The 25,735-nt window shown below is 45.3% G+C and carries 26 protein-coding genes and 2 tRNA genes; 8 read left to right on the top strand and 20 right to left on the bottom strand.

Annotated elements, in window-relative coordinates; all coding sequences use genetic code 11:
* The first annotated feature begins 7 nt into the window (after nucleotides 1–7).
* A complete protein-coding gene (locus C511_RS0113030) occupies nucleotides 8–1,705 on the top strand; it encodes an alpha-amylase family glycosyl hydrolase (protein ID WP_024996969.1) in 1,698 nt (565 codons plus the stop codon).
* A 106-nt stretch (nucleotides 1,706–1,811) separates the two neighbouring features.
* Here the strand turns inward: C511_RS0113030 and C511_RS0113025 are convergent, their stop codons facing one another.
* The 5 genes from C511_RS0113025 to C511_RS0113000 all read right to left on the bottom strand — a co-directional run bounded on the left by C511_RS0113025 (nucleotide 1,812) and on the right by C511_RS0113000 (nucleotide 8,198).
* Entirely contained in the window at nucleotides 1,812–3,821 is a 2,010-nt protein-coding gene (locus C511_RS0113025) for an alpha amylase C-terminal domain-containing protein (RefSeq protein WP_027318245.1), read from the bottom strand.
* Between the two features lie 26 nt (nucleotides 3,822–3,847).
* Complete coding sequence (locus C511_RS0113020) at nucleotides 3,848–4,294, bottom strand: YhcH/YjgK/YiaL family protein (RefSeq protein ID WP_024996970.1); 447 nt, start codon at nucleotides 4,292–4,294, stop codon at nucleotides 3,848–3,850.
* A gap of 24 nt (nucleotides 4,295–4,318) precedes the next feature.
* Nucleotides 4,319–4,984 carry a DUF2461 domain-containing protein gene (locus tag C511_RS0113015; protein ID WP_024996971.1) on the bottom strand — a complete coding sequence of 222 codons (666 nt, stop codon included), beginning with the start codon at nucleotides 4,982–4,984 and terminating at the stop codon, nucleotides 4,319–4,321.
* A gap of 313 nt (nucleotides 4,985–5,297) precedes the next feature.
* On the bottom strand, nucleotides 5,298–7,055 hold the full coding sequence (gene aspS, locus C511_RS0113005) for an aspartate--tRNA ligase (protein WP_024996972.1): 1,758 nt from the start codon (nucleotides 7,053–7,055) through the stop codon (nucleotides 5,298–5,300).
* Between the two features lie 105 nt (nucleotides 7,056–7,160).
* Nucleotides 7,161–8,198, bottom strand: coding sequence for a diacylglycerol/lipid kinase family protein (locus tag C511_RS0113000; RefSeq protein WP_027318244.1), 1,038 nt, complete (start codon nucleotides 8,196–8,198; stop codon nucleotides 7,161–7,163).
* Nucleotides 8,199–8,392: 194 nt separating this feature from the next.
* Here C511_RS0113000 and spt point away from each other — a divergent pair, with 194 nt between their 5' ends.
* The gene (spt, locus tag C511_RS0112995) at nucleotides 8,393–9,577 is read left to right on the top strand and encodes a serine palmitoyltransferase (protein ID WP_024996973.1); all 1,185 of its coding nucleotides are present in this window, start codon (nucleotides 8,393–8,395) and stop codon (nucleotides 9,575–9,577) included.
* 78 nt (nucleotides 9,578–9,655) lie between these two features.
* Here the strand turns inward: spt and C511_RS0112990 are convergent, their stop codons facing one another.
* Nucleotides 9,656–10,390 (bottom strand): tetratricopeptide repeat protein, encoded by a 735-nt coding sequence (locus C511_RS0112990; RefSeq protein ID WP_024996974.1) that lies wholly within the window; start codon nucleotides 10,388–10,390, stop codon nucleotides 9,656–9,658.
* A gap of 127 nt (nucleotides 10,391–10,517) precedes the next feature.
* Between C511_RS0112990 and C511_RS17325 the strand changes: the two genes are divergently transcribed.
* Nucleotides 10,518–11,612: an acyltransferase family protein gene (locus C511_RS17325; RefSeq protein WP_081698316.1), complete on the top strand. Its 1,095-nt coding sequence runs from the start codon at nucleotides 10,518–10,520 to the stop codon at nucleotides 11,610–11,612.
* Between the two features lie 83 nt (nucleotides 11,613–11,695).
* Here C511_RS17325 and C511_RS16910 read toward each other — a convergent pair whose 3' ends face one another.
* On the bottom strand, nucleotides 11,696–12,460 hold the full coding sequence (locus C511_RS16910; protein WP_051260530.1) for a TIGR02757 family protein: 765 nt from the start codon (nucleotides 12,458–12,460) through the stop codon (nucleotides 11,696–11,698).
* Nucleotides 12,461–12,541: 81 nt separating this feature from the next.
* Between C511_RS16910 and C511_RS0112975 the strand changes: the two genes are divergently transcribed.
* The 4 genes from C511_RS0112975 (at nucleotide 12,542) to C511_RS0112960 (ending at nucleotide 15,046) form a co-directional block, all read left to right on the top strand.
* Nucleotides 12,542–13,918 carry an MFS transporter gene (locus tag C511_RS0112975; protein WP_024996977.1) on the top strand — a complete coding sequence of 459 codons (1,377 nt, stop codon included), beginning with the start codon at nucleotides 12,542–12,544 and terminating at the stop codon, nucleotides 13,916–13,918.
* Between the two features lie 65 nt (nucleotides 13,919–13,983).
* Nucleotides 13,984–14,787, top strand: coding sequence for an MBL fold metallo-hydrolase (locus tag C511_RS0112970; RefSeq protein ID WP_024996978.1), 804 nt, complete (start codon nucleotides 13,984–13,986; stop codon nucleotides 14,785–14,787).
* Nucleotides 14,788–14,878: 91 nt separating this feature from the next.
* A tRNA-Lys gene (locus C511_RS0112965) sits at nucleotides 14,879–14,951 on the top strand.
* A 22-nt stretch (nucleotides 14,952–14,973) separates the two neighbouring features.
* Nucleotides 14,974–15,046 (top strand) — tRNA-Lys (locus C511_RS0112960).
* 76 nt (nucleotides 15,047–15,122) lie between these two features.
* On the opposite strand, the gene C511_RS17320 is transcribed toward C511_RS0112960, so the two are convergent.
* The 9 genes from C511_RS17320 to C511_RS16885 all read right to left on the bottom strand — a co-directional run bounded on the left by C511_RS17320 (nucleotide 15,123) and on the right by C511_RS16885 (nucleotide 21,235).
* Nucleotides 15,123–15,689: a hypothetical protein gene (locus C511_RS17320; protein ID WP_024996979.1), complete on the bottom strand. Its 567-nt coding sequence runs from the start codon at nucleotides 15,687–15,689 to the stop codon at nucleotides 15,123–15,125.
* Nucleotides 15,690–15,835: 146 nt separating this feature from the next.
* On the bottom strand, nucleotides 15,836–15,931 hold the full coding sequence (locus C511_RS17980; RefSeq protein ID WP_154657504.1) for a smalltalk protein: 96 nt from the start codon (nucleotides 15,929–15,931) through the stop codon (nucleotides 15,836–15,838).
* 195 nt (nucleotides 15,932–16,126) lie between these two features.
* Complete coding sequence (locus C511_RS0112945; protein ID WP_024996980.1) at nucleotides 16,127–16,651, bottom strand: HU family DNA-binding protein; 525 nt, start codon at nucleotides 16,649–16,651, stop codon at nucleotides 16,127–16,129.
* A gap of 237 nt (nucleotides 16,652–16,888) precedes the next feature.
* Entirely contained in the window at nucleotides 16,889–17,119 is a 231-nt protein-coding gene (locus C511_RS0112940; RefSeq protein WP_024996981.1) for a DUF4248 domain-containing protein, read from the bottom strand.
* Nucleotides 17,120–17,147: 28 nt separating this feature from the next.
* Nucleotides 17,148–18,368: a DUF4373 domain-containing protein gene (locus C511_RS17315; protein ID WP_024996982.1), complete on the bottom strand. Its 1,221-nt coding sequence runs from the start codon at nucleotides 18,366–18,368 to the stop codon at nucleotides 17,148–17,150.
* Between the two features lie 5 nt (nucleotides 18,369–18,373).
* Nucleotides 18,374–18,823 carry an N-acetylmuramoyl-L-alanine amidase gene (locus C511_RS0112930; RefSeq protein ID WP_024996983.1) on the bottom strand — a complete coding sequence of 150 codons (450 nt, stop codon included), beginning with the start codon at nucleotides 18,821–18,823 and terminating at the stop codon, nucleotides 18,374–18,376.
* Nucleotides 18,824–18,852: 29 nt separating this feature from the next.
* Entirely contained in the window at nucleotides 18,853–19,353 is a 501-nt protein-coding gene (locus C511_RS16895) for an NUMOD4 domain-containing protein (protein ID WP_051260529.1), read from the bottom strand.
* A gap of 1,280 nt (nucleotides 19,354–20,633) precedes the next feature.
* Complete coding sequence (locus tag C511_RS18455; protein WP_262482341.1) at nucleotides 20,634–20,756, bottom strand: hypothetical protein; 123 nt, start codon at nucleotides 20,754–20,756, stop codon at nucleotides 20,634–20,636.
* Nucleotides 20,757–20,878: 122 nt separating this feature from the next.
* Nucleotides 20,879–21,235, bottom strand: a complete 357-nt coding sequence (locus C511_RS16885) for an SH3 beta-barrel fold-containing protein (RefSeq protein ID WP_051260528.1) — start codon at nucleotides 21,233–21,235, stop codon at nucleotides 20,879–20,881.
* Nucleotides 21,236–21,490: 255 nt separating this feature from the next.
* Between C511_RS16885 and C511_RS0112890 the strand changes: the two genes are divergently transcribed.
* Nucleotides 21,491–21,892, top strand: coding sequence for a helix-turn-helix domain-containing protein (locus tag C511_RS0112890; protein ID WP_024997337.1), 402 nt, complete (start codon nucleotides 21,491–21,493; stop codon nucleotides 21,890–21,892).
* A 163-nt stretch (nucleotides 21,893–22,055) separates the two neighbouring features.
* On the opposite strand, the gene C511_RS0112885 is transcribed toward C511_RS0112890, so the two are convergent.
* The 4 genes from C511_RS0112885 to C511_RS0112870 all read right to left on the bottom strand — a co-directional run bounded on the left by C511_RS0112885 (nucleotide 22,056) and on the right by C511_RS0112870 (nucleotide 25,730).
* Complete coding sequence (locus C511_RS0112885) at nucleotides 22,056–23,210, bottom strand: MORN repeat-containing protein (RefSeq protein ID WP_024997338.1); 1,155 nt, start codon at nucleotides 23,208–23,210, stop codon at nucleotides 22,056–22,058.
* 78 nt (nucleotides 23,211–23,288) lie between these two features.
* Nucleotides 23,289–24,575, bottom strand: coding sequence for a M16 family metallopeptidase (locus C511_RS0112880; RefSeq protein ID WP_027318242.1), 1,287 nt, complete (start codon nucleotides 24,573–24,575; stop codon nucleotides 23,289–23,291).
* 1 nt (nucleotide 24,576) lies between these two features.
* Nucleotides 24,577–25,335: a 3-deoxy-manno-octulosonate cytidylyltransferase gene (gene kdsB, locus C511_RS0112875; RefSeq protein WP_027318241.1), complete on the bottom strand. Its 759-nt coding sequence runs from the start codon at nucleotides 25,333–25,335 to the stop codon at nucleotides 24,577–24,579.
* 17 nt (nucleotides 25,336–25,352) lie between these two features.
* Nucleotides 25,353–25,730, bottom strand: coding sequence for a 2-amino-4-hydroxy-6-hydroxymethyldihydropteridine diphosphokinase (locus C511_RS0112870; RefSeq protein ID WP_024997339.1), 378 nt, complete (start codon nucleotides 25,728–25,730; stop codon nucleotides 25,353–25,355).
* Nucleotides 25,731–25,735 lie beyond the last annotated feature (5 nt).

Here is a 25,735-nt window from a genome sequence, read left to right as displayed (position 1 = left end):
AAACATGATAGAGAAACAAAATAAACTGATAGTATATCAGGTATTACCCCGCCTTTTTGGCAACAACAATAATTACTGCGTTAACAACGGCAGCCTGGAAACCAATGGGTGTGGTAAGTTTAATGATTTCACGCCCAAAGCGCTCGGTGAAATAAAAAAACTGGGAGTCACACATATTTGGTACACAGGAATCATTGAACACGCCACGCAAACCGATTACAGTGCATACGGCATCCAACGGGATCATCCGGCTGTTGTGAAGGGTAAAGCGGGTTCTCCTTATGCCATTAAAGACTATTACGATGTGGATCCCGACTTGGCCACTCATGTTGAAAAGCGGATGCATGAGTTTGAAGAATTGGTGAAACGAACTCATAAAGAGGGATTGAAGGTTATCATTGATTTTGTTCCGAACCACGTGGCCCGGCAATATCACTCGGATGTGCAACCGGCCGACATAGCCGAATTGGGTGCCGATGACAATCAAACACTGTCATTCAGTCCATACAACAATTATTACTACATACCTCAAACTGAATTTAAAGGCCAGTTTGACTTGAAAGCCGGGGGGGATACTCCTTACAAGGAATACCCTGCCAAGGCAACGGGAAACAACCGCTTCGATGCTTCGCCCAACATAAACGACTGGTACGAAACAGTCAAGTTGAATTACGGAGTTGATTACCCCAACGGAGGCACGCGGTGCTTCTCGCCCACTCCGGATACATGGACGAAAATGAGGCACATCCTTCTCTTCTGGGCTGCCAAAGGTGTTGACGGATTTCGTTGTGACATGGCCGAGATGGTTCCCGTGGAATTTTGGGAATGGGTGGTGCCGCAAGTGAAAAAGGATTATCCCGATCTGTTATTTATTGCTGAGGTCTATAACCCTTATGAATACAAAAACTATTTGCAAAAGGGCAAATTTGACTATTTGTATGATAAAGTAGGATTGTATGACACTTTGCGAAACATTACCTGCGGATACGAATCGGCAAATGCCATAACTCGTTGCTGGCAAAGCTTGGGCGGACTGGAAAAACAAATGCTTAACTTTCTGGAAAACCACGATGAACAGCGTATTGCATCCGACTTTTTTGCTCGTGATCCGCGCAAGGCCATTCCGGCCTTAGTGGTTTCTTCTTGTATGAACACCAATCCATTCATGATTTATTCGGGGCAGGAATTGGGTGAAAAAGGCATGGATACGGAAGGTTTCAGCGGCCGGGACGGACGAACCAGCATTTTCGATTACTGGAGTATGGACAGCATACGTAAGTGGAGAAACGGAGGCAAGTTTGATGGCAAGAAAATAACTCCGGAACAACAGCATTTACTCGATTTTTATCGTTTACTCCTCACACTTTCTACCCACGAAAAAGCGATTAGTTGTGGACAGTTCTTCGATTTGATGTACGCAAACCAAAATGGCTGGAAGTTCAACGAGCATAAGCAATATACTTTTTTGCGAAAATACAAAAACGAACTGCTTCTCATTGTTGTCAACTTTGATTGTGTGGCTGTTGAAGTTGCCATCAATTTACCCTCGCACGCATTTGATTATCTTCAAATGCCCCAAACGGAGGGATATGAAGCAACCGATTTGCTGACGAACAAAAAGGAAATCATTTCTTTGCTCCCCTACAAAGCTACCGAGACAAGCCTCGCAGCGCACGGAGCCAAAATTTTGAAGATTATTTTTTAGACACACGTTTTCAACACAAAAAAATACCGTTCTGAATAGATGAGCTACTTAATTGAGCTCTGCTTCAGAACGGTATTATTATTTTGTTTTTGTAACAGCCAAACGCTTACATCTTCTTTAAAACAACTGCCGTACGAGCAGGGATGTAAATTTTAAGCCATTCTTTCTTTTCACGTGCATAAAGCGGATCGGCAACGGTAAAGTGCTCAACCGTGTCATCTGTCAGTCCGTTGCCACCGTAAAGAGGACTATCGGTATTCAAAACAGCCATGTATTTACCCGGCGTTACCAAAAAACCATAATCGGTAAAAGACTTCTTGGGGTTGAAGTTGAACACAAAAATCAAATCTTTGCGTTGAAAAGCCAATACCTGATCTTCATCATTGTGCCAGATTTCTTGCACAGGAGTGGTTTGGAAACTCTTCACACCCTTCAATAGCTTCAACATATCAGCGTCAAAGTCGGCCATGACGTGGTAAAGCAGGTTCTTATTATCAACTAAATCCCATTGGCGACGAGCATACTTACAAGACCAACCGTTACCCTCTCTGGGGAAGTCAATCCATTCGGGATGCCCAAACTCGTTACCCATAAAATTAAGGTAACCACCGTTCATGGTAGAAGCCGTAATCAACCGAATCATTTTATGCAAGGCTATTCCTCTGTTAACCACGTAGTTAGCATCACCTTTCTGCATGTGCCAATACATATCAGCATCAATGAGACGGAAAATGATGGTCTTGTCGCCCACCAAAGCTTGGTCATGACTCTCTGCGTAAGAAATAGTCTTTTCATTTTTGCGGCGGTTGGTCACTTCCCAAAATATGCCGGAAGGTTTCCAGTCCTCGTCAATTTTATCTTTAATGGTACGAATCCAGTAATCAGGAATATTCATGGCCATGCGGTAATCGAATCCATACCCGCCATCTTCAATTTTCGCTGCAATGCCAGGCATACCCGATACATCTTCTGCTATGGTGATGGCATTCACCTTTACCTGATGAATCAAATCATTGGCCAAAGTTAAGTAGCAGATGGCGTTATCGTCCTGATGTCCGTTGTAATAATCGGCATAATTAACAAAAGCCTCTCCCAACCCGTGACTGAAATACAGCATAGAGGTTACTCCGTCAAAGCGGAAACCATCAAAAGAATATTCCTCCAGCCAATATTTGCAGTTAGACAACAGAAAATGAATTACCTCATTTTTGCCATAGTCAAAACACAAGGAATCCCATGCCGGATGTTCCCTGCGAGCTCCCGGATAAAAATACTGATTTGGGTCACCTGCAAAGTTAGCCAGTCCTTCCACCTCATTCTTCACGGAATGAGAATGAACAATATCCATAATCACTGCAATGCCCAAAGCATGAGCAGCATCAATAAGTTCCTTTAATTCATCGGGTGTTCCGAAACGAGACGAAGCCGCAAAGAAGTTAGAAACATGATAGCCGAAACTTCCATAATAAGGATGTTCCTGAACGGCCATAACCTGAATGCAGTTATAACCCGCTTTGGCAACACGCGGCAGAATCTTTTCGCGAAACTCGTTATACGTACCCACCTTTTCTTCCTGCTGAGCCATGCCAATGTGGCACTCGTAAATCAACAACGGATCGGTAGCCGGTTTAAAGTTCTTAGTCTTAAACACATAAGGTGTTTGAGGGTCCCATACCTGTGCGTTGAAAATGCCGGTTTGTGCATCCTGCACCACACGGGTAGCCCATGCGGGAATCCGTTCGCCACAGCCCCCATTCCAATGCACAATTAACTTATACAAATCACCGTGATGCAATACATCGGCCGGCAATTCTATTTCCCAGTTTCCGTTTTCCAAACGGGTCATAGCATAAGCCTGATCTTCCTTCCAGTTACTGAAAGTTCCAATCAGATAAATCTGGGTTGCATTTGGAGCCCATTCTCTAAAGACCCATCCTTTACTTGTTTTGTGCAAGCCAAAGTAAAGATATCCCGTAGCAAAATCCGATAGAGATTGTTTTCCTCCGTTTGTCAACTCGGATTTTTTTCCCAGTGCATACCGATAACGACCATTAATAGCCTCTTCAAAAGGCTCTAGCCACAGATCGTGTTTGATGATATTAAGAGTTCTTTCCATGCAGGATGAATTAGAGTGTTTGAAATTTATGCTTTCACTTTCACGATTACCTTTTTGACTCCTTCAGGAGTAACGCCGGGTGCATGACCATCTTGGGGGAAGAATATGGCAAACATACCCGGTTTTACGGTAACATAAGTTTCTGCTAAGCCCTCAAAAAATGTAATATCTTTTTCAGCATTGTAAGCAGCATCGGCAGGTGTACAACTTGATGCAGGAGTATACCCCATTGTTTCAATGCCCGACAATGGAATCTGTATGTCGATAAACTCATTGTGAGTTTCCAATTTGGCCTGTTCTTTTGTTTTAGGATTTGTTTGTGCCACATTGACAACCAGGTTTTTGCCCTGAAGCTCTGTTTTGCCAACCTCTAGCGCATTCAAATCGTGAGATTTTAAAAACTCTACAGCCTGAGCGAACAATGGATTCAGCCCGGCATATTTTTCCAGGTTTTCTAAAGTATCTACTATCATAGTTATTGTAATTAAATAATATTCTTATTCCAAATCATCAATCGTAAAATTCGTAAAGTCCGAGAAGCGTTTCAGCTGCACAAAGACCTCCTCCATTTTGTCGAGCCAGTTGGCATCCATAAAAAAGCTGTCGTCCACCTTATAAGCACAAGTGAAATCTTTGCATTTTAGATAGTCAATGTGCTTGAAATCTTTTGGGAAACCTTTGGGGGCAGTTTTCAAAAATGATTCGCCTATCACCGGAAAATATTGCTTGAAAGAAGGGTCCTCAACTATCGACACATACTCGTCGATGTTTTCATAAATAGACTGCCTTAAAGCTTTCAGTATATTGGGTGGCGGACAGTAACTTCCTCCTGCCAGCATGCAGTTGCCCGGTTCCAAATGAATGTAATAGCCGCAATGGTCAGACTTCTTGCCTTTGGCATTGATGTATCCGCCCAAATGGGTTTTATAGGGAGTTTTGTCTGCACTAAAACGTGTATCGCGATAAATACGGTACGTACAGTCTTTGGGTTGAACACTTCTGATGCTTTCGTCAAACATAGAAATGCGTGTTATGGCTGCTGCCAGAAGCTTTTCAAACTCTTCCCTGACCACTTCGTACTCAGCACGGTGTTCTTGAAACCATTCGCGATTATTGTTCTCTGACAAATCTTTCAGAAATTGAAAAATAACAGGTACGTTCATTGTAATTCATCGTATATAACTCCACAAATGTAGGAAATTTATTTGTAACAAGCTATATTAATAATGAAAAAGCAAGAAAAAAGCATCGGTCCGAAAGAACCGATGCTAATAACACATTTATCAAAAAAACAGACTCTTCTGTTTTCGACGTATTTACTTATCCCAAGCGAATACAATCTTTTACTACTAATCTTTTATCTAATACTATGAAAAACACATTTATATAACATTGGCACAAATAAAAAGGTTCACAAAATCCTATTATTTTTATCAACTATGTTACATTTATGTGTTATTTTAGTTTTTAGAGTCTTTATTCTTTGATATTTATCTTTAAATTCAATTCTTCAAGCTGTGACAACTCCAGCGGAGCGGGAGCATCAATCATCACGTCTCTTCCGGAATTATTTTTAGGGAATGCCATGCAGTCACGAATAGAATCGAGACCGGCAAAGAGTGACACCCATCTGTCGAGTCCGTACGCCAAACCGCCGTGAGGAGGAGCGCCAAACTTAAAGGCATCCATCAAGAAACCGAATTGCTCTTGTGCTTTTTCGGGGGTGAAGCCCATCAGTTCGAACATTTTATTTTGCAGTGCACTATCGTGAATACGAATAGATCCTCCACCTACTTCAACGCCATTAATCACCATGTCATAAGCATTGGCTCTGACGGCTCCCGTGTCTGAATCGAGCAAATGAACATCTTCGGGTTTGGGCGAGGTAAACGGATGGTGCATAGCCATGAATCGTTTCGATTCTTCGTCCCACTCAAAGAGAGGGAAGTCGACTACCCACAAGCAGGCAAACGTATTTTTATCTCTTAATCCCAGTTGGTTGCCCATTTCAAGTCGCAATTCACAAAGCTGCTTGCGGGTTTTCATTGCGTCATCTCCGGAAAGTATCAGGATCAAATCGCCCGGTTTGGCACCGAAGGCTTCTTTCATCTGCTGCAAAGTTTCCTGAGAATAGAATTTATCAACGCTCGATTTCACCGTTCCATCGGCTTCGATGCGTGCGTAAACAAGTCCCTTAGCCCCTATTTGAGGTCTTTTCACAAAATCGGTCAGCGCATCGAGCTGCTTACGAGTATATGTTGCAGCTCCTTCTGCACAAATACCGCCTATAAAAGCTGCATCATCAAAAACAGAGAAGCCATGTCCTTTTAATACATCCATTAATTCAACGAACTGCATGCCGAAACGAATATCGGGCTTATCGCTACCGTAAGTTTTCATGGCATCATGCCAAGACATTCTGGCAAATGGCTCGTTGATTTCTATTCCACGAATGGTTTTGAACAAGTGTTTGGCCATACCTTCAAAGATGGTAATCACATCTTCCTGCTCCACAAAGCTCATTTCGCAGTCAATTTGTGTAAATTCGGGCTGGCGGTCGGCACGTAAATCCTCATCTCTGAAACACTTGGCAATTTGGAAATAACGGTCGAAGCCCGAAACCATCAACAATTGCTTGAATAGCTGAGGCGATTGCGGCAAAGCATAAAATTGCCCCGGATTCATGCGTGAAGGCACCACAAAGTCGCGCGCACCTTCGGGCGTTGAGCCAATAAGAATAGGTGTTTCCACTTCGAGGAATCCCAGTCCGTCGAGATACTTACGCACCTCCATAACCATTTGGTGGCGAAGTTCCAAATTTGAACGAACCGCATTTCTTCTCAGGTCGAGGTAACGATACTTCATACGAATATCATCTCCCCCGTCTGTATTATCTTCAATGGTAAAAGGAGGCGTTACGGCTGCATTGAGAACATGAAGTTCCGAAACGATAATTTCAATATCACCGGTAGGAATGTTGGCGTTCTTATTGAAACGCTCATTGACAATTCCCACAACTTGAATAACAAATTCACGTCCCAGTTTATTGGCCTTTTCGCATAATTCGGCATCAACCTCCTCATTAAAAACCAATTGAGTTATTCCGTAACGGTCACGTAAGTCGATAAAGGTCATCCCTCCCATCTTACGGCTTCTTTGCACCCAGCCTGACAGCGTAACTTGCTTGTTTACATCGGAGATGCGTAACTCTCCACACGTATTGGTTCTAAACATGGTCTTTTATATCTTTATATTGATTATTTCTAAAATAACTATTCTTCCAAAGAATATGCAAAAATACACAATAATTTGCAATTCCACTTTGGTTGCCCCACTAAATCAATCTCTCTTTGTGAGTTTCTTCAGCAGTTCCTTATTTTTATTTAGTAAAGTTCGGTTCTTGGCCGTTATATCTTCAAAGATCGAATCATTTAACTGCTTGAGTCCGTTAACATACTCTTGCGCTTTCTGCAGTACGTTGAGTCCTTCTTTTACCTCCTTTTCGCGGGGCACAAACACCTTGAGTCCATTGGTTATTATTTCAATATTCACCACATGATCGGTCATCATCGGATCGCCATCAAAATGTGCCACACCCGATTTGCTTCTGCTGATTTTTAACTTCTTGCACCTGAAGGTTTTAATGCGGCTATTCTGATCTATTGTTTTATTGAAAAGCTGATACGCTAACGAAGGGACATCGAGCACTGTAAAAGGCTCTAGAATCGTTACATCCAGCAAACCATCTGTCAATGTAGCCTGAGGGGTAATGTATGCGTTGTTGCCATATTGCGAAGCGTTGCCACACGCTATTAAGAAAGCCTTGTGTTTCTCCATCCCGTCTTCCGTTTCCAGCTCATAGGTTTCGGGCTGGTACGTCAAACTTTCCTGCAAAGTCTTTTCCAGGTAAGTAAGTAATCCTCTTTTGCCCGCTTTGGCAAATTTGAGGCTAACAAAAGCGTCGAACCCCACCCCACAAGTGCAAAAGAAAGGAACTTTGTTTATCAATCCGTAATCAATGGTTTCCACCAAAGATTCATTAATAACCTCAAGCGCCTTTTTAGGTTCCATGGGAATTTGTAAATGCCTGGCCAATCCGTTACCCGATCCGCTGGGAACAATGCCCATGATTGTATCGGTATGAATAAGTGAGCGCCCAATTTCATTCACCGTACCATCGCCCCCAACAGCTATTACGGCGTATACGCCTTCCTCAGCTGCTTTTTGGGCTATTTCAACCGCATGACCGGCATAGCTGGTCCATACAATTTCTGACTGATACTTCTCCTTATTAATAATATCATCTATTTGACTTATAATTAATTCCTTGTTTTGAGTTCCCGAAGCAGGGTTCAAAATAAAAATAACTCTTTTCATCATTACAAAAACATGCAGATTATGGGCTAATTCATAAGACAAGAGACAAAAGTAATATTATTATTTTATAGTAGAAGCATAATCATTTTATATTTTTGTTATCTTTGCAGCCTGTTTGAAAGACACATAACAGATTATAAAGCTATAGAACATATTTAATGTGATTCGAAAGCGGATTTATTAATAATATATTCATGAAATTACTACAAGAGAAGTTAGCAAAATACGACCTGCCGCAACAAGTGAAGGCAAAAGGCGTATATCCTTACTTTCGGTGTATCGAAAGTGAACAGAACACAGAAGTAATTATGAGCGGCAAAAAGGTTTTGATGTTCGGCTCTAATTCTTATCTGGGTTTGACAAATCATCCGAAGGTAATTGAAGCTGCTGTTGAAGCTACTCGCAAATATGGTACCGGTTGTGCAGGTTCTCGTTTTTTGAATGGAACACTCGACCTCCATTTGCAATTAGAAAAAGAGCTCGCAGAATTTGTAGGCAAAGAAGATGCCATCATCTATTCTACAGGATTTCAGGTAAATCTGGGTGTCGTATCGTGTGTTACAGGTCGTGAGGACTATGTAATTTGCGACGAACTTGATCACGCCTCCATTGTAGAAGGCCGACGCCTCTCTTTCTCTACAGCGCTAAAATTCAAGCACAATGACATGGCGTCACTTGAAAAGGAGTTGCAGAAATGCAGACCTGAAGCTGTAAAACTTATTGTGGTTGACGGTGTTTTCAGCATGGAAGGTGATATAGCCAACTTGCCCGAGATTGTTCGTCTCTCAAAGAAATACAACGCCAACATCATGGTTGATGAAGCTCACGGATTAGGAGTTTTGGGCCGTCAAGGTCGCGGAACCTGTGATCACTTCGGTGTAACGGATGATGTAGACCTGATCATGGGTACGTTCAGCAAATCATTGGCAGCAATCGGAGGTTTTATCGCAGCCGATGAGTCAATTATCAACTACCTTCGTCACAACTCACGCTCTTACATCTTTAGCGCCAGCAACACTCCTGCAGCCACTGCCGCGGCACGTGCAGCACTGCAAATCATGAAGAGTGAGCCTGAACGCATTCAGCATTTGTGGGACATGACCCATTATTCACTCAAGCGCTTCCGCGACTTAGGGTTTGAAATTGGTCACACCTCAACTCCTATTATTCCGCTGTATGTGCGCGACATGGAGAAGACTTTCATGGTTACCAAAATGTTATTTGACGAAGGAGTATTTGTCAACCCGGTGGTGCCTCCTGCATGCTCACCTAACGATACACTTATTCGTTTCTCGTTAATGGCTACGCATACGCAAGAGCAAATAGACATAGCTATTGATAAGCTGGCCACTTGCTTCAAAAAGCTCTCTATCATTTAAAAAATATAAGAGATTCGACTTTTTATCAAAAAAAAAAGGCATCCGTTTGGATGCCTTTTTTTCTTTGTACCACACCGTTTACATAGCAGCTTTTACTTGTCCAAGAACTTTTGCTACCTCCGCTCTTTCGGGCGACAACGCAACGGCCTCTTCTAAATAAGTACTCGCTTTTTGAAAATCATCACTGGCCGATTTCTTTTCAGCCTCGTATTTTGCAGCATCACTATTAGCCAAAGGAGCCGCTTTTTTAAGCGTAACCGCACCGTTGTTAAAGAACAAAACCCCTAAGCTGTACAAAGCATCCGTTTTCCACTTTTTGCTAGTTACTTCAGTAGCATGCTTGTAACTCTCCTCCGCTTTGGCCAAATTACCCGCCTTCTGGAAAGCCTGTCCCTCTTTCAAATAATAAATAGCATATAACTTTTCAATCGTAGCATTAGCGGGAGCAGCCTGCATCGCTTCTTGCAGCGTAGCCAGATATTCACTGTCCTTATTCAAATTACGTAACGCAGAAGCCTTACCGATGTATGCCGAAGCTACATTGTAATTCTTTTGAATGGCCACATCGAATAATTTGGCTGCATCGGCATATTTTTTTGTACGGTCAGCACACACGCCACAATTGAAAGCCGTAATAGAATCTTGGTAATTGGTTTGCTTCAAATACTGATTGTACTTTGTAAAAGCCACTGCATAGTTTTTGGCCTTCAAAGCATTGTCACCTTCGGACTTCAACTTAGCCGGATCGGGAGTTTGAGCAAAAAGATTAGTTACTACAAAACAGAAAGATAATAATACTAAAAAGTTTCTCATAATAATTTTATTTTAATTTGTCGTTTTCCAAATATAGTGAAATAGCACTTTTCCCAAAAATATTTTTTGATATTTTTAGATTTTTGCAAAACATGTAACGTTTGTTATTGTCTGATTTAGTTTCCGGATGAAACATATTTGCATACCTTTGTTCCCCAACATGACACCGCAAGAAGTACAATCAAAAACCATTGCGTGGCTCAGATTCCCTATGATTATAGGCGTATTGCTGATACACAGCTACAACCCCATTCATCCGAAAGGGGATGTGTTTGTGTTTGTGCGCAACCTATCGTCCGAAGTCGTGGCACGTTTTTGCGTTCCGCTGTTTTTTCTCATTGCCGGCTACCTGTTTTTTTATAAACTGAAGCAGTTTACCGGTGCAACATACCGGGAGAAGCTCCGCAAGAGAGCCTCTTCCCTACTGGTGCCCTACCTGTTTTGGAACTTGTGGGCTATTGCCACATACGTTGTACTACAAGAAGTTTTTGAGTTGCGCACACTGGCTTACGGTCCTGTGGACAGAGTTGAAACGTGGCAGATAGCCGACTATCTGCGGTGTTTCTGGGACATCCGCGCACCGCATTATCCGCTGGTGTATCCGCTGTGGTTTGTACGCGATCTCATGGTAACCGTGCTCCTCACTCCCCTTGTGTACGCAGGCATAAAACGCCTGCCGCACCTCTTCATTGCCGCCCTTTTTGTGGCGTGGATCGGCGGTTTTTCGTTTCGTGTCACCGGACTCAATACGGGTGCCATCTTCTTCTTTTCAATCGGTGCATTGCTGAGCATTCAGGGCAGAAATATGGTAACCGAATGCAGAAAGATACAACGTTTCTCGTGGGTGGCATACCCCGCCATTGCGCTGGCCGATACCCTTTGCAAAGGCACAGTGGCTACCACGTACCTGCATCCGGCAGGCCTCCTGCTAGGCATTGTGTTCACCTTCAACATCACCTCGTGGCTCATCGAAAAGGAAAAAATACGTCCCCGGCATTTCCTGGCTTCGGGAAGCTTTTTTGTGTACGCTGCGCACGAACAAATGCTGAGTCAAATCCGAAAAACGCTGGTCACTTTTGTGCCCGATACCAGTGAAACAGCCTCTTTCATACTGTATCTGCTCCCCCTGTTGCTCACCGTGGGCATTACCTTGGCACTGTATTACCTGCAACAACGTTTCGTGCCTGCGCTCAGTCGCTTTACGGTGGGTAAAAGAGACTGATCCCCACAAAGCAAGGTCGCTCATCGGCTTGAAACCCCGCCTATGAATGGATTACAGAACAATACTTCCCAAAAAAAGAAAGTTTATAAAGTTTTTTCGGGGTCAGTAAGAGAAGTCGAGGCTAATTTCATACGGCTCTGCTCCTCGCCGAAGCCAAACAAGGCAAAGTCGTACTTGCACGGGTCGTGCGGACAAAATTCCTTGAGGTGATCCGTGATGATCAATGCCGTTTTCAGCCGTTCGGTTCGGGGAATGTCCGTCCACAGCTCACGCGAGATGCGCCCCACATGTACATCGAGCGGAATGATAAGTTCCGCGGGCGAGATGCGCTGCCACACGCCCAAATCGACAATGCCGTCATTCCGCACCAGCCAGCGAAGCATCAGATTGGAACGCTTGCACGGGCTCTGCGTAAGCGGCGAAGCCACATGCCGGGTTTGCAACAAAGCAGATAGTTCATGCAATCCGCCCAACACTCCGTTGCGACCGGTAAACAGCTCCTCTAAAGAATGATGCGTGGCGTAAAACCCCTGCAACGCCCGGCAAACAAAGAATAAATCGCGCTCAAAAATAGTGCGGTGCACGTTGCGCGCAGAATCCTCCCATCGTTGCCAGCCACCCTCTATAATAAAGTCGAACGGAGAATCGCCCATCGCTTCGTGCAACCGCTGCGCATCACGGCGCACCATGTCGCGACGCCCCCAGGTGATCACAGAAGTCAGCAAAGCCGACACCTCCACATCTTGCAAACGCGAAAACCGACGGGGAAATTGCACCGGATCCGTATCAATAAACGCCTGCACATTGTATTTTTCTGTCAATTCTTCTAATAAATCCTTTAACTGCATGCACGCAAAGATAGGATTTATCTTAAAATTCCAGCACTTTTTCTATCTTTGCTCTCCTAATTTAATAAAGTAACAGAAAAAATGAGCAATTCCCCTCAAGCTGCTAACAAAGGCTTTACAAGAGCCTTTTGGGTTAGCAACACAGTCGAACTGTTTGAACGCATGGCATACTATGCCGTATTTATCGTTCTAACCATCTATTTATCGAGTATTTTAGGTTTCAATGATTTCGAGGCAAGTATCATTTCCGGGCTTTTCTCGGGCGGTTTGTATCTGCTACCCATTTTGACGGGAGCTTATGCCGACAAAATAGGCTTCCGCAAGTCAATGATCACCGCTTTCACCCTGCTCACCATTGCTTACGTGGGACTGGGTGCGTTGCCCACTTTTCTGGAATCATCCGGACTGGTAACCTACGGCAGCACCACACAGTTTAACGGTTTGCCGCAAAGCAGCGAACGCTGGATTATTGTGCCCGTGCTGGTCACGCTGATGATTGGCGGTTCCTTCATCAAGTCCATCATATCGGCTTCCGTTGCCAAAGAAACCACCGAAGCTACCCGTGCACGCGGCTACTCCATTTTTTACATGATGGTGAACATCGGAGCCTTTACGGGCAAAACCGTTATCGACCCCCTGCGTGATCAGATTGGCGACCAAGCCTACATTTACATCAATTACTTTGCCGGCGCCATGACATTCATCGCCCTGCTGGCCGTTATATTGCTTTACAAATCGGCCGAGACAGCCGGCGAAGGCAAAAGCATGGGCGACATCGGTCGCGGTTTTCTGCGCATCATCACCAACTGGCGATTGCTCATACTGATCCTCATCGTAACCGGTTTCTGGATGGTGCAACAACAGCTTTACGCCACCATGCCCAAATACGTTATCCGCATGGCAGGCGAAACCGCCAAACCCGGATGGATAGCCAACGTAAACCCCTTCATCGTGGTGTGCTGCGTTAGCTTCGTGACACGCCTCATGGCTCGCAAAAGCGCCATTACATCGATGAACATCGGCATGTTCCTCATCCCCATTTCTGCCCTGCTGATGGCGTGTGGCAACCTGCTGGGCAACGATTTGCTGGGCAGCATGAGCAACATCACCCTGATGATGATACTGGGAATTGTGGTTCAGGCATTGGCAGAATGCTTCATTTCACCGCGCTATCTGGAGTATTTTTCGCTTCAGGCACCCAAAGGCGAGGAAGGCATGTACCTCGGATTCAGTCACCTGCACTCCTTCCTTTCGTCCATTTTCGGTTTCGGGTTGGCAGGAATCCTGCTCACCAAATACTGTCCCGACCCCGCTTTGTTCGAAACCCGCGAAGCATGGATGGCAGCCAGCGCCAACGCCCATTACATCTGGTATTATTTTGCAGGCATCGGTTTGGTAGCCGCTTTTGCACTGCTGGCATTTGCTAAAATAACCAACAAAATGGACAAAAAAGGATAGTCGGTACGTTCAGTTCTTTTTTATTGTGTATATTTGTGGCCATTTTACCATCGCGTATATTCAACATGAAAATAAAATTTATAAGCCTTGCCAGCGGTAGTAGCGGTAACTGCTACTACTTAGGCACAGAAAAATACGGCATACTGATTGACGCAGGCATCGGAATCCGCACCATAAAAAAGACATTGAAAGAAGTACAAATACCCATGGAGAGCCTTCGGGGCGTTTTCGTTACGCATGATCATGCCGATCACATAAAAGCCGTGGGACATTTGGGTGAAAAACTTCACATACCGGTTTACACCACCGCGCGCATTCACGAAGGAATAAACAAAAGCTACTGCATGACCGAAAAGTTGTGCCACAGCGTGCGTTACCTCGAGAAAGAAGCGCCCATGCAACTGGAAGATTTCCGCATAACCTCATTTGAAGTTCCGCATGACGGAACGGATAATGTGGGTTACTGCGTAGAAATTGACGGCAAAACATTCTCTTTTGCCACCGACCTTGGCGAGATTACGCCCACCGCCGCCCACTACATTTCAAAGGCCAATTACCTTATTATAGAGGCTAATTATGACGAAGAAATGCTGAAAATGGGTCCCTACCCTGCCTATTTAAAAGAACGCATTTCCGGAAGCACCGGACACATGTGTAACATGGACACGGCCGAGTTTCTGGCCGAAAACATAAGCGAACACTTAAAATACATCTGGCTGTGCCATTTAAGCAAAGACAATAATCACCCCGAACTGGCTTATAAAACCATTGAATGGAAATTAAGAAGCAAAGGAATTATTGCCGGAAAAGATGTGCAACTCGCTGCTTTAAAGCGCAGTACGCCATCCGAAGTGTATGTATTTGAGTAGCCGCTCGAAAAAAGCCTTTAAAAAAGGTTCTTTTTTACTTGCCAGTAAAAAATAAAAAGCCTATTTTTGCACCCGCAAACAGAAAAAAAATGCACTCTTAGCTCAGCTGGTAGAGCAATTGACTCTTAATCAATGGGTCCAGGGTTCGAGTCCCTGAGGGTGTACTTTTCTTGTTGCATATTTGTTGCACTCTTAGCTCAGCTGGTAGAGCAATTGACTCTTAATCAATGGGTCCAGGGTTCGAGTCCCTGAGGGTGTACTTTGTTAGTTTTTGTTGTTTAAATTATAACCCCTTTCTGTTGTGATTCAGAAAGGGGTTATTTTTTATACTTTTATCAGTAACGCCTGCGCGGTGCAGGTCCCATGACTCGAAACGCTATTCCACCGTCTTCAACCTTCAACCTGCCGGACACCGGCGTCGAGCCACGCCTGCCATTGTAAGAAGGCACATACGAGTAACGGTTGCCACCAATGGATTTGAGCTTTCCATATTCCCAGTCGTTGAAATCAGAATAGTAAGAAAACTGAGTTCGCCCGATGCTTTTCACCTTGCCTGCCTCATACGACCAAAAGTCGGAGTAATACTGAAAGCCCACATTGCCGATGCTTTTTATTTTTCCCGATTCGTACGACCAGAAGTCAGAATAATAAGAGAAAGAAACGTTGCCGATGCGTTTCACCTTGCCCGCCTCGTATGACCAAAAGTCGGAATAATAGTCAATGAACGCCTGCGTGTCAATTTCAAGAATGTCGCCATACATGTTAACAACGGCGTAACCACCATCTTCGAGGTCAACCATTACCTCAAACTTGCCGTAAATATCTGTGTAAACGGTGCTGACCTGCGCACCTGCACCTCCGGTAACGAGGAGCAAAAGGAGGGATAAAGCTAATTTTTTCATACGTAATAAATAGTTTTGTTAATTCCAGTAATGTAAATGAATAACACAAAGGTAAATCATAATTTGCAAAATACAAGTAATTTTAAACAAAATTTCCGGCTCGTGCACGCTATTTAATCAAGGTACATGGAGCCGGAAATTACTGTTTACAGTGTCATGGCTTGTGCGCCCACGGCACCAGCAACGGCACTAGCCACTGCGATGATGATTTTCAGGATGATTCCCCAACTGATTTTCTTCATTTTTTCAGGTTTTTAATTCAACAATTGTATTACATTTATGTACCCCATGCCTGACCGGTCAATCGGTTTGGAAAGCGTTATTCGCCAGGGTTATAGAATGACCGGTCGGGCCAGCATTATGCGTTCTGGCTATTGGCATGGACGGCCGAGCCAGCGTTACCCGTTCAGATGACCGGTCAAGCCGCCAAGGAAGCGTTATCCGTTCGGATCATCGGGATCTTCGCCGGTACCCCCTGTGCCACCGGTACCGCCTGTTCCGCCGGTGCCCGGATCAACCGGTTCATCGGGAGTTTCGGCATCCTCCGTTCCCGTCCACCGCTGATACTCCACCCCGCAAAACAAGGCTCGGGTAGCGCCTCGGGTGCTCGGACTGCGGGTCGATGTGGGTGTAAACTGCACCCTGAGGGCGCCAATCTGCGAAGCCGAAACATCATCGGCTTTATTCACGCCGCGACCGCTGGCATTGGCTAGGATGGTAAACGAGCCCAGTCCGTCGAGCCGCACGGTGCGGCTGTTGAGCAACTGTTCTCTGAGCACACTCATCAGGTTGCGAATTACGTTGTGCACATCTCCCGGGGTGAGTGAAGCCTTTTCGGCAATCAGTTCGCCCACTTTCTGGGTGTCGATTACCTTGCCCACTTTGACCAGGCGCGGATGCCATTTCTTCACTCCGTCTTTCGACACAATGTTACTTTGACGTGGTTTGTAAAATAAAGTCATAAATAGTTATTTTTAAGGGTTAATTACTCATGGAAAGAAGCGGGTTCGTGGCATTCAGAACTCTCACTTCTTGCCTTTGTTCCGGAACAGTGCAAAGGTACAACCTGCCCCAAAGAGGGTAACTATGTATGGTTCGCAGTGGTTTATAAAGGGTTGAAATGAACGAAAAACGAATAAAATCGCTAATTAGAAACCGCGTATGAATCAGAAAAGGCGGCCAGCCACACTACGTTCGTTCTAAGGCTCTCCTAAATAGTGTACAATACATTTCACCTGTGCGGGAGTGAGCAGGTGCAAGCGCGATGAGTAGCCCGTTTGCTGCAAACAGTCGGTTAGTTGCCGGTTGCGGGCAATCCACACATTGAGTTTTCTGCGTGCCACGGCAGCCGTGAATTCGGGCAGATATAACTGCGCCAGTTCTGTTTTCGTGAGACTGGTATAGGGAAATTGCATTTCTTGTGTGTCCATTATTCTTTCATTTTAGATGTTTCTTCGCTTATAATTTACCGTTTTTGCGCTGTATCTTGCGTATGTACTTTTCGTACGTATCCATGAACAATTCGGGGTGGTTAAATGCCCAAAGCACATAAACGGCAGGGCGTTCCTTACGCTTCAGCTCGGGTAGATAAGAGAAGTTCAAGATGCGCCACACCAGTCCGCCGATGCCGCCAAGCTCGGTGCGACGGCACATCTCACAAATGGCCGACACGGACTTTTCGTCGGTCACCTCGAGCATGTTCATCACTTCACGCACCCGGGCAACCGCCCGAAGATACGTGCCTTCGTCGTGCGGGGGCGCTCCACGAAGGGAGTTTAAGAGGGCTGCAGGAAGAGTTCCGTTTGCGTCGCTGCTTTGCGGATCGTCGTTCATGTTTAGTGCTCCAGTTGGAAGAGCAGCTTCACTATTACCCCCTCCGAAGCCAGCAGGTTTATAGGCTCCCGAAAACTCTTCCCTAATAGACTCGCCAGACGGAGAAGAAAAAATAAAATCAGCGGAAGCGGAAGACAGACCATTAGAAACAACAGCGGGTTCACCCCTGTTTCCGGCAACGCTTTGTGGGGGCAGGCAGCCCGCGGCTGTTATGCCACACCGGGCGATTTCATCTGCTGTGCTATGCTCTTCTGTAGTCTGTTTTAATTCATTTTGATTTGCTGTACTATTCTCTCCTTTGTTTTGGTTTCCTCTTGTCTCCTCTTGTTTCCTTTGGGGCATTCCTTCCGAAGTAACTGCTTCGGAAGGCGCATTTGGGGGCACTTCGTCCGAAGCAGCCCGTTTACGACCCTTTCTTTTGGGTTTTTCAGCGGGTGGTTGGGGTGCTTCCTGCGGTAATTCAATCAAACTTAATTCGGGATTGATGGTGCGTTGCCGCTTGCAATCCTGATTAATTTTCAGGTAGCGCAGCTGAATGGCGGCCGAGGTAAGCACCGCCTTGTCTTGAAACAAATCAACGTTAAAAATCTTAGCTAAAACGCACGCATCAACAATTTTAGCAGCTAGCTCGGGGTCGCATTGCAGGGTCTCGCTGAGGTCGAAACAAGTGTCCTCATCCCAATTCATGTAATACCCCCGCGTGCGGTAAATATCGGTAAACAGCATCACGATGGCCATGGTGCCCGTGCAACCGAAAGTACGCGCAATGCGGCGTACTTTGGTGTCTTTCATAAAATCAACGTCGAACGGAAAATAATCGAGTCCGTCTTTCTGTGGTCTTGCCATGTTCGTTATTTTGTTATTATAAATTCATTTTTGACATCAAAACAGGGACAGGATTTAAGAAATTCATTCGGTGTAATAACACCGTTGCCATCTGCATCCGGACTGGCATCCCGATGCCCTATCACCTGCTTCACCGAAGGAAAGGTCAGGCAAAGCGCATCTACCAATTTGTGCAATGCCTCCTTCTGTGGCTGAGTGCGCGTGTCGCACGGCTGACCCGCCTCGTTGAGTCCGCCCACGTAACAAATACCTATAGAACGGGCATTCCACCCCATGCAGTGCGCCCCGTCGAGCGTCACGTCACGCCCCGCCTCAATGCTGCCATCCAGGCAAATTACGTAATGATAACCAATGCTCCAAAATCCGCGATCGCGATGCCATGCATCAATAACCGCCGCGGTAACATCGTGACCGACACGTGTGGCCGAGCAATGAATAACGATTGTATCTCTCATCATTAATTAATATATTTACTGTTTATAATTTAAAGATATGTTACTACATTTTTATATTTCCCACAAACGGCAGGTACCCGCAACTGCGTGTTGATGGTAGCTATCGAAAAATTCTCGGCCCGGCACATGGCGCTAACCGACGGATAACGCCTTACCACCTCGCCCGCTTCGTTGAGCACGCCACAAGGCTTGGCCTTAAAATTGACCAGTCCGTGCAGCAATGCATGCTGAAAATTTTCATATTGATCACACCACTCCAGGTTATCCGCCCGGTTGTTCGCTTTGTTACCGTCGAGGTGATTCACCATCGGCAGATTCTTGGGATTAGGAATAAACGCCTTGGCCACCAACCGATGAACCAAGTGTTGAGTCATAATACCCTTCATGCAAATCCACACCGACGCATACCCCATAGAAGAGTTCTTTGCCTTGTGAAAGCAGCTTCCACCACGCTTAAAACTCGCCACCCTGCCGGCATCAGACACCATGTAACGACAGTCGGTTCCTTCAATAAATCTCCAATTTTCCATGATATTGTTTTTTTGTTATAAAATAAAATTACTATTCCTGTTATTTATGAAGTCGGCAAGCCATTCATTTAACGCCTGCCGGCCCATTTTATACACCATTTGAAACGTTCAATACAAGAAGTTTCTTTTGTGTGTACAACTTGCACGCTTTTCGTGTATATACTAAAAACACGCAACGCACAACTAGCGTCAATAGCTTGTAGCTATTTTTAAGGGCAAAAAGACATTGATTACGCTCTTTTCTCGTTTGTTTTTATTATTTTAGAAATGCAAACAGCTCTTTTTAGTTTAACGATTTATTACCGTCAAAGATCATTTTTGAAGCAGAGAAACAAAACCACCACTCACCACCACAAACCACTGATAATCAGGCACATCGAAAAAACCGTTAACTAATTAAACAACACCGGCAAAAAAAATAATTCAACCACCACAAACCGCTGATAATCAAGCACATCGAAATAACCGTTAACCATTTAAACAACACTAGCAAAAAAAATAATTCCACCGATGCAAACTACTGATAATCAAGCACATCGAAAAAACCGTTAACCATTTAAACAACACCGGCAAAAAAAATAATCCCACCAATGCAAACCGCTGATTTTCAAGCACATCGAAATAACCGTTAACCATTTAAACAACACCGGCAAAAAAAATAATCCCACCGATGCAAACCGCTGATCCTCAAGCACATCGAAAAAACCGTTAACCATTTAAACAACACCGGCAAAAAAAATAATCCCACTAATGCAAACCCCTGATTATCAAGCACATCGAAAAAACCGTTAACCATTTAAACAACACCGGCAAAAAAAACAATCCAGCCAATGCAAACCGCTGATAATCAAGCATATCGAAATAACCGTTAACCATTTAAACAACACCGGCAAAAAAAATAATCCAACCAATGCAAACAGCTGATTTTCAAGCACATCGAAATAACCGTTAACCATTTAAACAACACCAGCAAAAAAAATAATCCCACCAATGCAAACCGCTGATAATCAAGCACATCGAAAAAACCGTTAACCATTTAGACAACACCGGCAAAAAAAATAATCCAACCAATGCAAACCGCTGATCCTCAAGCACATCGAAATAATCGTTAACCATTTAAACAACACCGGCAAAAAAAATAATCCAACCAATGCAAACCGCTGATTTTCAAGCACATCGAAATAACCGTTAACCATTTAGACAACACTAGCAAAAAAAATAATTCCACTGCTGCAAACCGCTGATTTTCAAGCACATCGAAATAACCGTTATCTAATTAGTCAACACCAGCGAGAAATTCCCAATTGGCGGCAGAGAGCCTGGCGTTCCTGCTCCAACTCGTCGGCCGAATAATAGCAAGAGGGAGAAGAGGTATCGGGCTGCGGTTCCAGCTCATCGACCATGCTCAACACGTATTGCAACTCCTCGGCAAGCGCCAGGGCAGCCTCGCGAAGCGAATCAACCTGATACTGCTTGCAAAGGCGGATGTGCAGCGCCCGCGCCTCACTTTGGTTGGGCAGTGTGCTCATGGCAGCAAATCCGATTTCGGCTGGATAGCATGCTCAGGAGTGCAAATCTGAATGAGATTAGCCGCTTTGCATGCGCGCCATGCCTGCCGCTGCACATCATAGTAAACCACAAAACTCGTATTGTGGCGAGGTTTATAAGGTCGTTTGAAACAATATTCGTAATTACACAAGGTACCCTCCGCCTCTCTCAGGGTGCCATCTTCTTTCTGATACTGAAAGGTCACATTGCCGGCGTGAAGTTTTTCAATTAAGTTAAATGCTAAACTTGCTTTTTCCATAGCTAAACTAAAACTGCACCCACTTTCTTGCTTGATAATCACTGCTTTAATTCTCAACTGGTTCATAAAATCCATATTCGTCATTTTTAAAATTAGTACTTCTTGATTATGTATTTATATAATCAATTACATCATCTTGATTAATTATTAATAAAAAATTAAGTGCTGCAAACCTAGTAATATTAATCAGATAACTAGAATAAAAAAGTTTCTAAAATTAAAATATGCATTTTAGAAACTTTTTATAGTGGATATTACAAATATCCTGCTTATTTTTGCAGAATAAAAAACCTTAATGTGATTGATAACATTAAACAAAATTAATATACTATGAAAAATATTTTTTCATTAATTGGGAGGAGACAATCGGAGTTATTATTCTATGTGCGCTTATTTTTTGCTAGAAAAGGACGTAAAATAACACAAAAAGACATTGCCGATATGGCCGCTACTACCCAACGTACTGTCAGCAACATCGAAGCGGGCGAATGCATTAACAGCAAAAGCGCACCGCAGATGTTCGAGGCTTATGCGCTTTATTGGCCCGAAATACGTGAGCTGTTCGGCGAGCTTTTCTACATGCTACAGAATATTTTAAGTATTCCGGCCAAGTACAAAGCGATTTTGTGTGATGAAGGAGCCAATCGTTCCAGAGTGCCCCAAAAGTACATTATAGACTTCGACAAGGCGGAACAAGCGCTGGCAATAGACTTCAAGGCCATTACTGCATAAGCGCTATCAGAGTGTAATAAGTGTGTTTTCAAAAGTGAGAGGATGTTGAGAACCTCTCATAAACTAAAAATCACCCTCGCTACAGCTATCTGTAACGAGGGTGATTTGTATGTTTTGGGTATGCTAACACACCCTAAGTTTTCTATTAAAAAGCGAGGTAAGGCTATTGCAAAGCCCCAAATTTATAAGTACCCTTACGAATCACGTTGCCGTCTTTATCGGTTTCAACGAAAGGGCCGTGTTTTTTTCCTTGTTTGAAGAAGCCTTCAAAACGGTTGCCGTCTTTGTCTTCCTGCACCCCGTTGCCATCTTCCATACCGTTCACGAAACTGCCTTTGTATTTGGTTCCGTTGGTCAGCGTCAAAGTACCCTGCCCGTTGGGCTGGTTATCCTTCCACTCACCCTCGTACACATCACCGTTGTTCCATTTATAACGGCCAAAACCGTTGCGCTTATTGTCCTTCCAGTCGCCCTCGTACACAGCACCGTTGGCCCAGGTGAAAGTACCCTTGCCATCTTGCATACCTTCCTTGAAGTTGCCCACATACTTGTCGCCGTTGGCATGATAATAAATACCTGCACCGGTGCGCTCACCCAACAGATAAGCCCCCTCGTAACGGTCGCCCGTGTGGAAGAAGTAAATACCCTTGCCGTGCTGAATATCATCTACCCAGTCGCCCACGTACTTATCACCGTTGGCATATTCAAAAGTACCCTTACCGTCTCTCGAGTCGTTTTTCCAGTTGCCTGTGTACTTGCAACCATCGTTCCAGATGAGTTCGCCTTGCCCGTTTTTCTTGTCGCCCTTCCAGGCACCCGAGTACTTCGAGCCGTTCTTCCAGGTGTAAATGCCCTGACCTTCGCGTTTATCATTTGCCCAGCCCCCTTCGTACATGTCGCCGTTGTGATAAAACATAGTGCCCTGTCCGTGCTGGTAATCTTGAAACCACATGCCCGTGTAGCGGTTATTATTCAGAAAATAATACGTACCGTTGCCGTGTTGCTGATCCTGAAACCACTGTCCCTCGTACTTTTCGCCATCGGGAAAGCTGTACACGCCAAAGCCCTCGCGCTTACCTTTTACGTATTCGCCCTCATACACGTCGCCGTTTTTGAAGATGGTTTTGCCTTTGCCATGGGGTTTACGGCTTTTGAGTTCGCCCGTGTAAACCGATCCGTCTTTGAATGTATAGCTACCTATTTTCACCTCACCCGAAAAGCGTTCGGTGATTTTGCCGAAGAAGCCGCCATTGTCCTGAGCCTGAACAGGTGTGTACGATAAGTAGGAGGCCAATATGATAGTGTAAAAATATCTCATCTATTATGGTGTGTTTTGGATTAGTAATCATCACAAAAATACAATTTTTATTCAAATTACCGCCAGCGCAGCCGGCTATTATGACATCTTTTTACCTGCAACAACCTCTTTTAAAGTCTCTTTACATAAATATTGCTGTGCCAAACGGGCCATATCTTGCGGTGTGGCTTCCTTCACGGCACGCAGCGAACGCCGGAAATAATCATCATCAAGTTTCGACACGTAAATAAATATCCAGCCGTCTTGCAATGCAAAGGCCGATTCATACGAGCGGCACATCTCCCCGATCATGTAATTTTTCACCATCGTAAGTTCCTGTTCGCTCACCGGTTCGGTGTGCAAGCGGTCAATCTCGGCATACACTTCGCGCACAACGGCTTCTACATATTCGTTGTCAGATTCCGAGTTAATCATCAACACACTGGTATCGGGGTACGACATCAGTCCTGCCGAGATGCCATACGTGTAGCCTTTTTCTTCGCGTATGTTCGTCATCAGTCGGCTGCCGAAGTAACCACCGAAAAGGGTGATAAGCACACGCAGTTTCAGGTAGTCTTCGTGGTTGTGGTCAATCGTGACAGCTCCCATCCTGAGGGAACTTTGCACGGCATCCGACTTCTCGGTAAAGATGCGTTTCTGCGGTACCGACTGTATCTCAAAACAAGGCCTGGTAAGGTCGGCCTTGTCGCTCCCGAAGGGTTTGGTGCCCATCACATCGGTCACCGCATCCATCACGGCTGGAGTTATCTTTCCCGCCAAAAAGATGTGACAGTTATCTGACGTGTAATACTTTGCGTAAAACGATTTCAGGTGTTCTGTCGTGAGACTGCGGTAATCTTCCTCCTTCGCAAACTTCCCGTACGGATGGTTTTCGCCAAACAGCGAACCAAGCAGGGAGCGTTGCGACAGATATTCCACATTGGCCAAATTCACTTGCAGCCGTTGCAGGTTCATGTCAACAACGGTGGCGAATTCCTTCTCCGGAAATACCGGTTCGGTCACCATGGAGTGCAGCACCGACAGGGTTTCGCGGCAGTAACGGTTCAGCGTGTAAAGCGTTACGATGGCGTGCTCCATGGAGCAGGTCAGCTCCAGCCATGCCCCATAGTAATCGAGTTTCGAAGCAATTTCGGCCGATGTGTAGCGGGTCGTGCCTTCGCGCAACATGCGGTTGGTAAAAAGCGCCTGAAGCAGGGTGTTCTGACGCAGTTGTCCCGCTTCAAACACCAAGTCGATGCGGCACACTTCCTGTTCGCCGCTGTTGATTACACTGAGCGGAATACCGTTGGGAAGTACCGTGCGCACGGGTTTCTGAAGATCGAGTTCCTCGAGTTCAGAGATGGGTGGTTGTTGGGTTCTGTCCATCTTATCGGGCATTCATCTGACGAAGAAATTCTTCTGCTCGCTGCAAATCCTGAGGGGTGTCGATGCCAATGGTTTCAACGTGGGTGATACCTGCTTTGATGGTGTAGCCGTTCTCCAGCCAGCGCAGCTGTTCCAGCGACTCCGCCAATTCGAGAGCCGACTGCGGCAAGGCGGTTATCTCTTTCAACACCTCGGTGCGGTAAGCATAGAGTCCGATGTGCTTGTAGTACACCTGCCCTTTCAGCCAATCTTTCTTCTCGGCGTTGCGCTGAAACGGTATAACGGAGCGGCTGAAATAAAGTGCATGGCGGTTTTTATTGAGCACCACCTTGGGCGAATTGGGATTCTCCAACGCTTCAAAGCCGTCGGCTTCGGTAAACGGTTTCACCAAAGTGGCTATCTGCGTGGTGGCATCGTTGAAGCATTCTTTGATGGCTTCCAGCTGCGAAGGCTGAATAAACGGTTCGTCGCCCTGAATATTGATAACCACATCAAAATCGCCTCCCGCACGGGTGGCAGCCTCGTAACAACGGTCGGTACCGCTGTTGTGATGCGACGAGGTCATAATCACTTTCCCGCCAAAAGCCTGCACGGCTGCCTCAATACGTTCGTCATCGGTAGCCACATACACCTCGTCGAGCACGCCCGCCACCTGTTCATACACACGTTGAATCACGGTTTTTCCGCCCAGCAGTGCCAACGGTTTCGCGGGGAAACGGGTGGATGCATATCGGGCCGGAATAATTCCCAGAAATTTCATCTTATCTTGTTTTTAAGTTATTCATTGGTCATTACTTGCGCCATGCCGCGCTGCACGTAACTGCGCTGCATGTCGGCCGGTTTCAGCACCCGGTCGTTAAATTGCAACAGGTCGGCATCCAGCTTGATCACCTCGAGTTGCTTGTGAGCAGGCAGTCTACCCGCCTCTCGTTCCAGCTCCTTGAGCGTAGCCCGCACCTCGTGGGCCGTTTGCCGGGTGTGCACCACCGCTACCTGATTGAGGAAGGGCGACGGGTTTTGAAGTCCTTCCGCAGCGGTGAGGTATGCCTCAGAAAAACGAACAGACGGATAAATTTCCGTCAGTCGTTCACGTGCCAGTTGCAGGTTTTGCTCCCGGCCGTCGTTGCTCCCCAGGCAGATAATGCAGGTATTCATGCCAC

It is taken from the genome of Bacteroides graminisolvens DSM 19988 = JCM 15093 (assembly GCF_000428125.1).
Taxonomy (GTDB): Bacteria; Bacteroidota; Bacteroidia; order Bacteroidales; family Bacteroidaceae; genus Bacteroides; species Bacteroides graminisolvens.
Note: the sequence above shows the minus strand (reverse complement) of the source record. Positions and strands in the feature narration are given on the sequence as shown.